Source organism: Myroides marinus (genome assembly GCF_900109075.1).
In the GTDB taxonomy this organism is placed as follows: Bacteria; Bacteroidota; Bacteroidia; order Flavobacteriales; family Flavobacteriaceae; genus Flavobacterium; species Flavobacterium marinum_A.
Genome location: NZ_FNYS01000001.1, coordinates 110,634 through 126,115 on the forward strand (window position 1 = coordinate 110,634; position 15,482 = coordinate 126,115).

A 15,482-nucleotide genomic window follows, 5' to 3' on the forward strand; every position below is an offset into this window, starting at 1 on the left:
GAGGGCTTCTTATTTATCTTAAATAGATTACGCCAACATAGTCACTGGGTTCTCTACATAATCTTTGAATGTTTGTAAGAATTGAGCACCTGTAGCACCATCCACAGTTCTGTGGTCACATGCTAAAGTTACTGTCATTGTATTACCCACTACTATTTGACCATTCTTAACTACTGGTTTCTCTATAATAGCACCTACTGATAGGATAGCAGAGTTAGGTTGGTTAATAATAGATGTAAATGACTGAATACCGAACATACCTAAGTTAGATACAGTGAATGTACTTCCATCCATCTCAGCAGGAGTAAGTTTTTTAGTTTTAGCTTTAACAGCTAACTCTTTTACTTTACCACCGATGTGAGTTAAAGACATTTGATCTGTAAATGGTAATACTGGTACTACTAATCCATCTTCTACAGCTACAGCCACACCAATATTGATATGGTTGTTATAGATAGTTGCATTATCAGTCCATTGCGTATTCACTTGAGGGTGTTTGCGAAGTGCCATAGCACATGCTTTCACTACCATATCATTAAACGATACTTTAGTATCAGGTAAGTTATTAATAATCTTACGAGACTCTATAGCATTATCCATGTCTAACTCTATAGTTAAGTAGTAGTGAGGAGCAGTAAACTTAGACTCAGCTAAACGACGAGCAATAGTTTTACGCATTTGTGAGTTTTTCACTTCTTCTACACTTACTTCTCCAGCTGGTACGAATGCTTTAACAGCAGGTACAGCAGCTGTAGCAGCAGCCACAGGAGCAGCAGTCTTAGCAGCAGGTGAATAGTTCTCGATATCACGTTTAATGATACGTCCATTCTCACCTGAACCTTTAACCTCAGTAATGTTTATTCCTTTATCTTCAGCAATTTTCTTAGCCAATGGAGAAATGAATACTCTCCCATTAGTAGATACAGGTGCCTCTACACTAACTGGAGCAGCAACTTCAGCTTTAGGAGCCTCCACAGCAGGAGCTTCAGCAGCGAAAGTACCACCATTTTTAGCAGATGCAACTATTGCTGATACGTCAGTTCCTTCTGGTCCTAAGATAGCTAATACGCTATCAACTGGAGCAGACTCACCTTCGTTAATACCAACATATAATAAAGTTCCAGCTTCAAAAGCTTCGAACTCCATAGTAGCTTTATCAGTTTCGATTTCTGCAAGGATATCACCTTCCTGAACCTTATCACCTACTTTTTTAATCCAAGTAGCTACTGTACCATCAGTCATAGTATCACTAAGACGAGGCATAGTAATGATCTTAACTCCAGCAGGCATAGCAGCCGCTTGAGGAGCTGGTGTTTCAGCTTTAGCCTCTGCTACTGGAGCAGGAGCCTGAGCAGCAGGAGCAGCATTACCTGCACCACTGATTAAAGCAGAAATATCTTCACCTTCATTTCCTATAATAGCAAGTAACGAATCTACAGGAGCAGATTCACCTTCTTGTAATCCAATATATAACAATGTACCAGAGTTAAATGACTCAAACTCCATTGTTGCTTTGTCTGTTTCGATTTCTGCAAGGATATCTCCTTCAGAGATCTTATCTCCAACTTTTTTTAACCATGCTGCAACAACACCTTCTGTCATAGTGTCGCTTAAGCGTGGCATTGTAATTACTTCTGCCATGTTCTTTTTATTATAATCTGTGAGGGATAAAAGGATAATTCTCTTGTTCGTATACTACATCATACATTACGTTTTTCTCTGGGTAAGCAGATTCTTCAGCGAATTTCTCACACTCAGCTACGTAATCTTTAACTCTTTGATCCATTGCTTCGATCTCAGCCTCAGTAGCATATCCTTTTTCTCTTATTACATCTAAAACTTGTGTAATAGGATCTATTTTTTTGTACTCTTCTACTTCTTCTTTCGTACGGTAATGTTGAGCATCTGACATAGAGTGACCTCTATATCTATATGTTTTCATTTCTAAGAAAGTAGGTCCATCACCACGACGAGCTCTTTCGATAGCTTCGTACATAGCTTCAGCCACTTTCACAGGATTCATACCATCTACTGGTCCACTTGGCATTTCGTATCCTAAACCTAACTTCCAGATGTCAGTATGGTTAGCAGTACGCTCTACTGAAGTACCCATAGCATATCCGTTATTCTCAACGATAAATACTACTGGTAATTTCCAGTTCATAGCCATATTGAATGTCTCGTGTAAAGACCCTTGACGAGCAGCACCATCACCAAAATAACACATAGTAACAGCTCCTCTATCAAAATACTTATCTGCAAAAGCTAATCCAGCTCCTACAGGTATTTGTCCTCCAACGATTCCATGTCCTCCATAGAAACGATGCTCTTTAGAGAAAATGTGCATAGATCCACCTAAACCTTGAGATGTACCTGTACCTTTTCCTAATAACTCAGCCATAATTCTCTTAGGATCTACTCCTAATCCAATTGGCTGTACGTGGTTTCTATATGCAGTAATCATTTTGTCTTTAGACATGTCCATTGCATGTAAAGCTCCAGCCAATACTGCTTCCTGCCCATTATATAAATGCAAGAATCCTCTCACTTTTTGTTGAATATATAAAGCAGCAAGCTTATCTTCAAACTTTCTCCAAAATAGCATGTCTTCATACCACTTTAGATAAACTTCTTTTGTAATTTCTCTCATATGACTTTACTTTTATAAACGGTCTCCCGTTTAAAATACAGACTTTCTCGTTTAACCACACTACTGTGGAGAAGCAAAAATAATATATCTACTTTAGACTGAAAAATTTATTTGAAGTATTTTAGATTTGACAAGATTTTATACAAATAATTTAACAATACCTTATAATTAGACTGATTACTTAAACTTCTAATTTTTACTTCTACTATTTAAAATTGTGTTTTTTTGATTTTAATCTTATTATAACATCGCTCCTTTTTTATTTATCTATTTCATTTAAAACAAACTAACTCATTTATACTACAAAACATTAGTCAAAATGTGTCAGAAAAACATTTCTACACTACTATCTAGCTCTATTTTAACACAATAATTACTGCTTCACCTCGCTTTACTACGAGTTCTGTTTGGTTTAAGTATAGCCTGTCTCAATATTACCAGCATAGTGACTCCATTATAACAGTATAAAACAATGGAGTCACTATGGACTCATTATGGACACACTATGGAGTCACCCCATACAAAACGGTAGGCATACCTAATATGAACTTAAACAAAAAAGAGAGTTTGCTCACGCAAACTCTCTAAAACATTATAAACTATATAATTCACTATAAACTCTCCCAAACCTATCTATCACTTCCACAGTAATAGACTTAGCAGTCTTAGAAGGTTTAAATAAAAACATATGATCTGTAAGTTCTGGTTCTACCCACTTACGTTTCTCTGGTAACTTTGGTCCCTCATGTAGCTTAATGCTCAATGGATCCTTAGCTGTCACACGTACCAGCTCCCCTTTTCGTACTCCATCTTCATACCAATAGGCCTGCCACTGTGTGTCCCAATTCCAGATATTCACACTCCAATTATCTTTAAAGTCAGGATGCTCTCCTACTCTATATGTTCTAAACTGTACATCCTTACTCAATCCAGTACCTTTATAATACCATTCTAACTGAGCCCCCTTAGCTGTATATACTCCATAACCACCAGGTGTTCCATCAAAACAGATTGGACCACTCCACCACGCTCCACAAACTGTACCATGACAATGCTCTATCAAGGAATCATTCAGTACAATAGTCTCATTAAAATGAGTATGACCTGACATTAAATGTGCATTATACCCTTCTAATATTTTATATAAGTGTTCTCTATTATTAACCATAGCTCCTAACGAAGAACTCTTAGGATTGCGTTCAAAATACCCTGTATAAGACGGAATATGTTGTGATACCACTACTGTAGATCCCTTAGGTACATTAGCTAAGTCTTTCTCTAGCCAAGCTAATTGTTCTTCTGTTAAGTACCCTATATACTCCTTTCCTTTACCAATAAAGAATACATCGTCTAGCACTACATAGTGAATCTCACCTCTATTAAACGAATAGTACTGCGGTCCGTACATAGCATTAAATGTAAAGTGTGTCTTCTCATCACTGCGTTGACCTAAATCTGCATCGTGGTTACCAAAAACTTGAAAGAATGGTATAGATAGATTCTTCACTGCTTGGTTATACTTCTCAAACAATTCGTGCTTATCCCAAATCAAATCTCCACACCCAATACCAAACACATTAGTACTACCTAGTGACTTTATAGTACCTAACATATCAGGAACACTCTCTGACAAGAGCTGCTCTGCCTCTTCTATTTTCTGGATTTGAGGATCTGCTAAGACTAAAAAGTGATGAGTATGATCTGACTCTTGTAAAGGTTTCAATACAAACTCTACTTTATTAGTAGCTTTATTCTTATCAATACGGTAGAAGAAATCTGCTGAACCGTTAGACAACTGTTTAATCTCATATCCTGAAGGAATAGATATAAACACAAAGTCGCGTTGATTATGGGATACAATACTAAAATATCCATTAGCATCAGTCAGCACTACTTGTTGTCCATCAGATATACTTACTCTAGCTATACCTTTACCATTAGAGATCACTCTACCTTCTACTTTAATAGGCTTAAAAATGTTATCTCCTCCAGATACATAAATCAACTCCTCTTGGCCAGAACTTGCAAAGCTATTCATCGAAACCAATGAGGTAGCACCTGCTGTCAAAGCTATATTCTTAATAAAATTACGTCTCGAACTCATAGAATGTTTATCTGATTAGTTTTGCCACCACATCTTATAATTAATATTATCTCCTCCCATCTGAGAGATAATCTTCTGATAGTTATCTTTATTCTGTGTACGAATAGAAATAGGATAAGGAAAACGATTAGGCATTTTACCTTCATTAAGCATTGATTTAGTCTTAGGCAACACAGGATATCCTGTTCGCTTATACTCAAACCACTGTTGATAATCGGTCATATATAAAGCGTAATACTTCTGTAACATAATACGTTCTAACGTCCCATTATACTTAGTGCTTTCTAAATCAAAATAAGTAGAAGGCATCTCTAATCCTTTAGATGTAATCGCTACTTTGACAGCTTCTTTATACAATGCCTCTGCATTAGGTAAGTATCCCTTCTGTGCTAACTCTGCTTTTATAAAAAGTACTTCTGCATAGGTTAAAACAGGTGCTTCAGTAGGGTTAGCTGCCATAATATTATTCAAAGTAGATGCTTCATAATCAAACTGTGAATCTGGTCCATCATAAGCACTAATAATACCTTTATATCCTATCATCACCTTATTTTTACCCTCAACTCTGTATGCTTCTGTAGCATATAATGGTAAACGAGGATCTTTAAAATCATTTAGGTTATCTAAAAAGAAAGAGGCCATCTTACGACTTAATGTGAAATCTTGGAGACGACTCCATGGAGAGATATTAGGTGTTACTCCTGTAATTTTAAGGTTAGCTTGAGACTTTAGATTATCTATGATCGGATATTTCACAGGATCATTAATAATAGCTAACATTCTCTGATATGAGTTTTTCTCAGTCTTATTCGATATTCTCAGCAATAGACGCAAATGTAAACTGTTAGTAAACTTTTGCCAATCTTGCCAATACGTCATCGCATCCGTATATAGTATATCAGGATTAAACGTCATCTTACGCTTAACATCATAAAGCGAATTCGCCTTCTCTAAGTCTGCTAATAAACTATCGTATATCTTCTCCTGATTATCAAACTCAGGGTATAACAATTTCTCTCCTCCCTTAGAAGCATCAAAATAAGGAACAGCACCGAATACATCTGTAAGGTTAGCAGTAATCCATACCTTAAGTGTTATAGCTATCGCTTCATAGTTTGCCTCTTTTGATTTGATAGCCTCAGCTTCCATATCCTTCGCATTCTTCATCCATCTATAGTACGCATTCCATGATGATGCACCTACATCATCACTAAGATCATAACGCTGTAAACCTGGTACAGAGCTAGGATATACTACTATATCTTGCATTAAGTGGTTATTATGAGACCAGCTTCTATACATATTATGACTCCCTACTTCATATATAATAGGATTTAACAATGTAGTTGGGCTTATTTGTTGTAACCTATTTGGGTCAATATTAGTCTCTTCAAAATCTGAAGTACAACTAGCTACTAATAATGCTGTAGTAGCTATACCAAAAAATATATGTTTAATTTTCATTTGTTCAATTCTTAAATATTAGATTTCAAGTTTGATATTAAATCCATAAGTAGCAGGAGAAGGCATCTGCCCCATCTCTACTCCTGGCATCATACTCCCACCATTAAGTGCTGCTGTCTCTGGATCAAACATTGGGAAGTCTGATATCATAGCTAAGTTCCTACCATAGACAGATACACTTAGCTTCTTAAGTCTCATACGCTTTAATACTTCTTTAGAGAAACTATACTCTAAGCTCACTTCTCTTAACTTAATATAAGATGCATCAAATGTATTAGACTCTAGATTAGCACGTCTATAATACTCTCCGTAGTACTCTGCAGGATTAACTTTAGTAGTGTTAGGAGAGAATGTACCATCTCCATTGCGTACTACACCATCTCCGATGATATATCCTTCTTCACGTCCTGCTAATGTGTGTTTAAGTTTCCCTTGTTCACTCATTTTATGGTGAGACTGAGAATATACTTTACCTCCGTACTGACCATCTAAAGTAAAGCTGAATCTAAAACCTTTATATTTAAATGTATTCGTCCATCCCATCGTCCAATCAGCGTAAGCACTTCCGATATACTCAATTTCTTTAGACTGTTCAGGTAACCCTTTAGCTGTATACACTATTTGTCCTTGATCGTTTCTAACAAACTTATATCCGTATAAGTCCCCTGTAGTTCCCCCTACTTTACCAATAATAGAAGCTGTACCAGACTCTGCTAATACTTGTTGATCACCACCGTCAAAACCTTCAGCTAGACTTAAGATTTTGTTTTTATTCTTTGCCCAGTTTACAGAGGTATTCCAAGAAAAGTTTTGTGTCTTAACAGGTGTAGCATTCAATGTTAGTTCTATCCCTCTATTTCTTACATCTCCTCCATTAATAACTGCCTTACTATAACCTGTTACATAATTAAGAGGAACCGTGATAATTTGATTCTTTGTATTAGTTTCGTATACAGTTACGTCAAATCCTAATCTATTTTTAAACATCTTGTGTTCATATCCAAACTCAATAGATTTAGTTATCTCTGGTTTTAATTCAGCATTATGAAGAGTAGTAGGTGAAGTAGCAGAACTAGCAAAAGCACTATTAGAATAATACTGTAAAGTCTGATAAGGTCTAGTACCATTACCTACTTCGGCAACTGATATTCTTAACTTAGAATAGTCAATAACTGCTGGCATTCTAAAAATATCGTTTAAGATAAAACTAGCATTTAATGAAGGATAAAGGAATGACCAGTTCTCCTTAGGAAGTGTACTTGACCAGTCATTTCTAATGGTCGCATCTAAGAAGATCATATTCTTATAACCAAATGACGCCATACCATAGATAGAGTTTACTTTATAGTTATCATCTGCTATGGTAGTAATAGGCTGATTAATACCATTAGCTAACATATATATCCCTGGTGTAACAAGACCATCTACATAAGCTGATACACTGTGATATTTAGAGTCTAACATATTCCCCCCGATAGAGGCACTGTATGTAAATATATCAGAATCTTTCTCTGTATAAGTAAGTAAGAAATCAGTATTGATCTCTTGGAAGTTTATTTGTTGAGTTTTGAAGTATCCTTTACCAAATTTAGTGGTACTATAAGGTCTTCTCTGTTCGCGTTTATCATTACGTGAGTTTAATGCCCCGCGAATCATTAATTTTAATTTTGGTGTAAAAGTAATATCAGTCGATAAGCTTCCTGTTATAGTGTTAGTGTTAACTGGGTTTGTGGTTTCATAAGCGATTAGATAAGGATTCTCTATATAAGAACTAAAAGGATGTATCTGATCTACTTGGTAATAATCCTTCTTCCAAATAGGTTTATACCAATTTAGGTCAACGTTTGGGTTCTGAAAAATCATAAAGTACGATATAGTATGATTACCATATCCTGTTCCTGGTAAGTTATCACTCTGTCTGTTAGTATAACTAATATTAGCATTAGCTGTTACAGATTTAGATATCTCGTATTTAGCTTTAGTCGATATAGTAGTTCTATCAAAACCAGTATTTGGCATTATCCATTCGTTCTTAGAATGTGTAACAGTCGTTCTAATATCCCCTTTATCATTTCCACCTGATAAACCTAAGGTGTTGGTAGTAGTAACACCTGTTCTCCAGAAGTCTTTTATATTGTTTTCATAAGGTCTCCACAGTGTACGTTCTGCTCCTTGCGTTTCCGTATTTGGATCATATTGAAAATAGTACTGCCCATCAAACTTAGGTCCAAAAGCACTACTAGTACTTCCTGTATTAGCACCATCCTCAGATAATCCATAAGAATAATAAGGATCACCAGCTTTATTAAAACTCTTACCAGATCCTTGTCCATACTCATACTGATAATCAGGCCAACGTTGTATAACATCAAAACTAACATCAGAGTTAAACGTTATTCCTAATCCTTTGTCCTTTTTACCAGACTTAGTTGTGATCATCAACACTCCGTTACTCGCTCTAGAACCATATAATGCCGCAGCACCAGGTCCTTTTAATACCGAAATACTTTCTATATCATCTGGATTAATATCTGCTATACCATTACCATAGTCAACAGGAGCATCTGTACCAATATAGGCATCACTAGCTCCACTACTCCACAAAGTACTATTGACAATAACACCGTCCACTACAACTAAAGCTCCGTTAGCATCAGCATTCAATGAACGATCACCACGTAGCTTAAGCTGAGTTGAATTCATTGGTCCAGAATTAGCAGAAGTCATAGTCATACCTGCTACCTTTCCTTTTAAAGCATCTGACCACGTATTAGATCTAGTATTATCTAATTGTTCACTACTAATAGTTTGTTGTGAAAAACCTAGTTGTTTTTCTTCACGTTTAATACCTAGAGCTGTTACAACTACTTCATTAAGCATATCAGCAGACTCTGCTAATGTTATATCTACTACTGCTCCCTTTTGTACTTTAACTCTCTTGTCTTCAAAACCTACAAAAGACACAATTATATCTCCAGTGAGAAATGTATCTGGTACTGATAATGTAAAATGACCATCTAAATCTGTTGATGTTATAGCCTTTGCTCCTGCCAATTGTACTACTGCACCCGGCAATGGTAAACCTAAATTATCAATTACCTTTCCTTTTACTATTGAACCATTGTTAACCTCATATGAGTAAGTAGTATATCTACTTTCTACAACCTTAGTAGTTGTATTAGATGCAAATAGAGAATTTGATTGTAAAAGAAACATGCTTCCTATAATCAAACAAACTTGATGACAATTACGTCTTACTTTTTTCATTACTATATATTGTGCTGTTACAGTATTAAATACCCCTATATAATACTGGTACAAATGAATAGAATGTCACAAGTAGTCACAACAAAAAGCTGTTACCAAACAGTTAAGACACATTATATAATTGTAAACAAAAAATAATAGTTATTATTCTTTTTTAGTTTAGTCTAAATAATTAATTTAGCCTCGTCTAATTTTTAAAACTAAAACAATGAAATTCAAACTACCTGATTTAGCATATGATAAAAAATCTTTCAATACATTCATTTCAGAAGAGGGATTCAACTATCACTATGGAAAGCATCATCAGACTTATGTTAACAACCTTAACAGTTTAGTAACAAACACGAAATGGGATAACTTATGTTTAGAAAACATTATCACAGACTCTATTAAAGAAGGTGAAGTAGCTCTATTTAATAATGCAGCACAACATTATAATCACAGTTTTTTCTGGAATTCTATAACTCCTAATCAAGGAAGTCTACCAAGTGAACAACTACTAGAACTTATAGGAAAATCATACGGCACCTTAGACAACTTCAAACAACAGTTTACACAAACTGCTACTAAACTTTTTGGCAGTGGTTGGGTTTGGTTAACACTAAATCAAGATAATGAACTAGAACTAATGAGTTTAAAAGATGCTGATACACCGATAGTTCATGGGCATAAACCCTTATTAACTTTAGATGTTTGGGAACATGCTTACTATATAGATCATCGAAATGCAAGACCTACATTCATTCAAGAGTTTTGGAACTTTATCAACTGGGAATTTGTAAATAAAAATCTAAAGCAATGAGTATAGAGTGCATTAGACATATTGAAAATAGTTGCGAAATAAAACAACGACTTGCCTTAGAACAAGAGTCACAAAACAACTATACCGTAGCCATCAACTATTACCTAGAAGCATTAGGCCGCATAGAACTACTGTGTTCTTCATATAACGCATATATCGAATTAGGACCATCTCTGTATATACAATACATAGAAACTTCACTTAAACTAGCTAAGCTGTACAAAAAAGAAGATCACTATGACAAATACCATGCAGTAATTCATAAAATCAAAAGTTTTATTATAAATCTTAAGAGCACCTTAAATAACAATAAAACCATACTAAATCAACTTAACTCGATAACTGAAAAAATAAACTAACACTACTTAGTGCACTTTAAAATAAAAAAGGAGGTTAGTTCGTAATTTAGTAAAGCCATAATTCTAATAGAACAATATATCATAACCTCCTTTAAACAAAAAAGGTCTACATTTCTGTAGACCTTTTTCTTTGTCGTAAATCGACTGTATCTTTTGATTTAAGCTTCGCCTTTAGTTCCGAACTTAATAGCTGATAACTCATTAGAACTATCTGCATCAATAATTTGTCCATAACTATTTTCATAGCGTTGAACATTCTCTTGTAAAGCATTTAATAATCTCTTCGCATGTTGAGGCGTCAAAATAATTCTAGACTTTACTCTTCCTTTAGGCATACCAGGCATAACTTTAACAAAATCAACCACAAACTCCGTATTAGAGTGATTGATAATAGCCAAATTAGAAAAAATTCCTTCAGCTGTTGTCTCGTCTAATTCTAGACCGAATTGATCTTGTTCTGTATCCATAGTATTAGAAATTTAAATCATTTTCTTTGTTAGCAAATCCTTCTTCCTCTACTGAGCTTACGATAATATCTTCATATTCTCTCATACCAGTACCTGCAGGAATTCTGTGACCTACGATAACATTTTCTTTTAATCCATTTAAACCATCTACTTTACCTGCTACAGCAGCTTCGTTTAACACTTTCGTTGTTTCCTGGAACGACGCAGCAGAAATAAATGATTTAGTTTGTAATGATGCACGAGTAATACCTTGTAACATTGGAGTACCTGTAGCAGGCATAACATCACGAGATACAACTAGGTTCTTATCCTCACGTTTAAGTAAAGAGTTCTCATCACGTAATTCACGCATTGTAATAATCTGTCCCTCTTTCAAGTTCTCAGACTCACCAGCATCAACTACTACTTTCATTCCATATAATCTATCATTCTCAACGATAAAGTCAGCAGCATGTGCTAATTGATCTTCTAAGAATAAAGTATCACCTGGATCTTCGATTTTCACTTTACGCATCATTTGACGGATAACTACCTCAAAGTGTTTATCACTAATCTTAACCCCTTGTAGACGGTAAACCTCTTGAATCTCATTAACCAAGTACTGTTGAACAGCAGATGGTCCTTGGATTCTTAAGATATCGTCTGGAGTGATAGCTCCATCAGAAAGTGGCATACCAGCTTTCACATAGTCATTCTCTTGAACTAAGATCTGGTTAGATAACTTAACTAAGTATTTTCTAACATCACCTGTTTTAGATTCAACTACAATCTCTCTGTTACCTCTCTTAATTTTACCAAATGATACAACACCATCAATTTCAGAAACTACAGCTGGATTCGAAGGATTACGAGCTTCTAATAACTCAGTAATTCTAGGAAGACCTCCTGTAATATCCCCTGCTTTAGATGTATGACGAGGAATCTTAACTAAAACTTTACCAGCTTTAATCTTATCTCCATCATTTACCATTAAGTGAGAACCTACTGGTAAGTTGTATGAACGAATTAACTCACCATCTTTACCATAAATTAATAAAGTAGGAATTAATTTTTTATTTCTTGATTCAGTAATTACTTTTTCTTGGAAACCAGTTTGCTCATCGATTTCAACCATGAACGTTTGTCCTTGCTCGATATCTTCATAAGCTACTTTACCAGTAAACTCAGAAACAATTACACCATTATAAGGGTCCCATTTAAATAACGTAGCTCCAACTTCAACAGTATCTCCATCAGCTACAAAAATTGTAGATCCGTAAGGAATGTTGTTAGTTGTTAATAAGATTCCAGTATTAGAATCATATAATTTAGCTTCAGTTGAACGAGAAATAACAATGTCAATAGCATTTCCTTCGTTGTCTTCTCCTTTTACTGTTTTAAGATCTTCTATCTCTAAACGACCATTAAATTTAGCAGTAATACTAGATGTCTCAGAAATGTTACCTGCAGTACCCCCTACGTGGAACGTTCTTAAAGTTAACTGTGTACCAGGCTCCCCAATTGATTGAGCAGCAATAACACCAACAGCCTCACCTTTTTGAACCATTCTAGCAGTAGCTAAGTTACGTCCGTAACATTTAGCACAGATACCTACTTTAGCTTCACAAGTCAATGGAGAACGTACTTCAATTGATTCAATTGGTGCAGCATTAATAGCTTTTGCAATTGCTTCAGTAATTTCTTCACCAGCTCCAACTAATACTTCAGAATTTAAAGGATTAACTACATCATTAAGAGCAACACGTCCTAAAACTCTTTCTCCTAGTGATTCGATAACTTCCTCATTCTTCTTAAGTGGCTTAACATCAATCCCTCTTAATGTACCACAGTCTACTGAATTAACAATAACATCTTGTGCTACATCGTGAAGACGACGAGTTAAGTAACCAGCATCCGCCGTTTTTAACGCCGTATCCGCAAGACCTTTACGAGCACCGTGAGTAGAAATGAAATACTCTAAAATCGATAAACCTTCTTTAAAGTTAGAAAGAATCGGGTTTTCAATAATTTCACCACCACCTGCTGTAGATTTCTTAGGCTTAGCCATCAAACCACGCATACCTGTTAACTGACGAATCTGCTCTTTAGAACCACGGGCTCCAGAATCAAGCATCATATATACTGAGTTGAAACCTTGTTTATCCTCACGGATATTCTTCATCGCTAACTCAGTTAACATAGCATTTGTTGAAGTCCAAACGTCAATAACTTGGTTATAACGCTCATTATTCGTGATAAGACCCATGTTATAGTTCATAGTAATATGATCTACTTGTTCATTAGCCTCATCAATCAACTCTTGCTTACGCTCAGGAATCATAATATCACCTAAACTGAATGATAATCCTCCACGGAATGCATAACCATAACCCATGTTTTTGATATCATCTAAGAAAGCAGCTGTAGTAGGTACATCAGTAATACTTAAAATACGACCGATAATATCTCTTAAAGACTTCTTAGTTAATACCTCATTGATATATCCAGCAACTTCAGGTACTACTTCATTAAATAAAATTCTACCAGCAGAAGTTTCAATAATTTGATATACTAATTCTCCTTCAGCATTATAATCTTTAGCTCTAACTCTAACATTAGCATTAAGATCAAGTTTACCTTCATTTAAAGCAATATGAACTTCCTCAACAGAATAGAAAGTCAATCCTTCACCTTTAATCTCATGTTCTGGAGTAGACTTACGTGACTTAGTCATGTAGTATAATCCAAGTACCATATCCTGAGATGGTACAGTAATAGGAGCACCATTAGCAGGGTTTAAGATATTGTGAGAAGCTAACATTAATAATTGAGCTTCTAAGATTGCCTCAGGTCCTAGAGGTAAGTGAACTGCCATCTGGTCACCATCGAAATCGGCGTTGAAAGCCGTACACACTAATGGGTGTAATTGAATAGCTTTACCTTCGATTAACTTAGGTTGGAAAGCTTGAATACCCAATCTGTGTAACGTAGGAGCACGGTTAAGTAAAACTGGGTGTCCTTTAATTACGTTTTCTAAGATATCCCAAACAACTGGTTCTTTTTTATCTATAATCTTCTTAGCAGATTTAACTGTTTTAACGATACCTCTTTCAATCAACTTACGAATAACGAAAGGTTTGTATAGTTCAGCTGCCATATCTTTTGGCAATCCACATTCGAATAATTTTAATTCTGGTCCAACAACAATTACCGAACGAGCTGAATAGTCAACACGTTTACCAAGTAAGTTTTGACGGAAACGACCTTGTTTACCTTTTAATGAATCAGAAAGTGATTTTAATGGGCGGTTAGATTCAGTCTTAACAGCAGAAGATTTTCTAGTGTTATCGAACAATGAATCCACAGCTTCTTGAAGCATACGTTTCTCATTACGTAAGATTACTTCAGGAGCTTTAATCTCCATTAAACGTTTTAAACGGTTATTTCTGATGATTACACGACGGTATAAGTCATTTAAATCAGAAGTAGCAAAACGACCTCCATCTAGTGGTACTAATGGACGTAATTCTGGTGGAATAACTGGAATAACTTTCAAGATCATCCACTCAGGTCTATTCTCACGATTCAAATTAGAATCACGGAAAGACTCTACTACTTGAAGACGTTTTAACGCCTCAGTTTTTCTTTGTTTAGATGTTTCGTTATTAGCAGCGTGACGTAGAGTATATGATAATTGATCTAAGTCAGTAGTAGCTAATAGATCCATAATACACTCCGCTCCCATTTTAGCAACGAATTTATTAGGATCATTATCATCTAAATATTGATTTTCCATCGGAAGAGTATCACAGATGTTTAAGTACTCTTCTTCAGTTAAGAAATCTAATCTATTGATAGGTTCACCATCAACGTTTTTAGCAATACCAGCTTGGATAACTACATAACGCTCATAGTAGATGATCATATCTAATTTCTTAGAAGGAAGACCTAAGATATAACCAATTTTGTTTGGTAAAGAACGGAAGTACCAGATATGAGCAATTGGCACAACTAAATTGATGTGACCAACTCTATCTCTACGTACTTTCTTCTCAGTAACTTCAACACCACAACGGTCGCACACGATTCCTTTATAACGGATTCTCTTATACTTACCACAAGCACACTCGTAATCTTTTACAGGTCCAAAGATACGCTCACAGAAAAGACCATCACGTTCAGGTTTATGAGTACGATAGTTGATTGTTTCTGGTTTTAAAACCTCACCTCTCGATTCTGCTAGAATAGACTCTGGCGATGCTAAACCAATTGAGATTTTATTAAACCTTTTTACGGTATTTTTCTCTTTATTTTTATTCATGGTAAACTTACTTGTTAAAGTGTATGATAAAGAGTAAGCAGCACATTACTGCTTACCCTATAATCTTAG

Annotated in this window: 9 protein-coding genes; 2 read left to right on the forward strand and 7 right to left on the reverse strand. The window is 35.3% G+C overall.

Features of this window, described 5'->3' with window-relative positions; genetic code table 11:
* Window positions 1-27 precede the first annotated feature (27 nt).
* The 5 genes from BMX53_RS00560 to BMX53_RS00580 form a co-directional block, all read right to left on the reverse strand.
* A complete protein-coding gene (locus BMX53_RS00560) occupies window positions 28-1,641 on the reverse strand; it encodes a 2-oxo acid dehydrogenase subunit E2 (protein ID WP_038987527.1) in 1,614 nt (537 codons plus the stop codon).
* Window positions 1,642-1,651: 10 nt separating this feature from the next.
* Window positions 1,652-2,650 (reverse strand): pyruvate dehydrogenase (acetyl-transferring) E1 component subunit alpha, encoded by a 999-nt coding sequence (gene pdhA / locus BMX53_RS00565; RefSeq protein WP_038987526.1) that lies wholly within the window; start codon window positions 2,648-2,650, stop codon window positions 1,652-1,654.
* Between the two features lie 592 nt (window positions 2,651-3,242).
* On the reverse strand, window positions 3,243-4,754 hold the full coding sequence (locus BMX53_RS00570; protein WP_074744083.1) for a calcineurin-like phosphoesterase C-terminal domain-containing protein: 1,512 nt from the start codon (window positions 4,752-4,754) through the stop codon (window positions 3,243-3,245).
* Window positions 4,755-4,769: 15 nt separating this feature from the next.
* Window positions 4,770-6,218 (reverse strand): SusD/RagB family nutrient-binding outer membrane lipoprotein, encoded by a 1,449-nt coding sequence (locus BMX53_RS00575; protein WP_074744085.1) that lies wholly within the window; start codon window positions 6,216-6,218, stop codon window positions 4,770-4,772.
* 18 nt (window positions 6,219-6,236) lie between these two features.
* Window positions 6,237-9,485 carry a SusC/RagA family TonB-linked outer membrane protein gene (locus BMX53_RS00580; protein WP_074744384.1) on the reverse strand — a complete coding sequence of 1,083 codons (3,249 nt, stop codon included), beginning with the start codon at window positions 9,483-9,485 and terminating at the stop codon, window positions 6,237-6,239.
* A 208-nt stretch (window positions 9,486-9,693) separates the two neighbouring features.
* Between BMX53_RS00580 and BMX53_RS00585 the strand changes: the two genes are divergently transcribed.
* A complete protein-coding gene (locus BMX53_RS00585; protein ID WP_074744087.1) occupies window positions 9,694-10,287 on the forward strand; it encodes a superoxide dismutase in 594 nt (197 codons plus the stop codon).
* Window positions 10,284-10,646 (forward strand): hypothetical protein, encoded by a 363-nt coding sequence (locus tag BMX53_RS00590; RefSeq protein ID WP_074744089.1) that lies wholly within the window; start codon window positions 10,284-10,286, stop codon window positions 10,644-10,646. Before BMX53_RS00585 ends, BMX53_RS00590 begins: the two co-directional genes overlap by 4 nt.
* A gap of 158 nt (window positions 10,647-10,804) precedes the next feature.
* Here BMX53_RS00590 and BMX53_RS00595 read toward each other — a convergent pair whose 3' ends face one another.
* Both BMX53_RS00595 and rpoC read right to left on the reverse strand, forming a co-directional pair.
* Entirely contained in the window at window positions 10,805-11,113 is a 309-nt protein-coding gene (locus tag BMX53_RS00595; RefSeq protein WP_038987521.1) for a DUF3467 domain-containing protein, read from the reverse strand.
* A gap of 4 nt (window positions 11,114-11,117) precedes the next feature.
* Window positions 11,118-15,413, reverse strand: a complete 4,296-nt coding sequence (gene rpoC, locus BMX53_RS00600) for a DNA-directed RNA polymerase subunit beta' (protein WP_038987520.1) — start codon at window positions 15,411-15,413, stop codon at window positions 11,118-11,120.
* Window positions 15,414-15,482 lie beyond the last annotated feature (69 nt).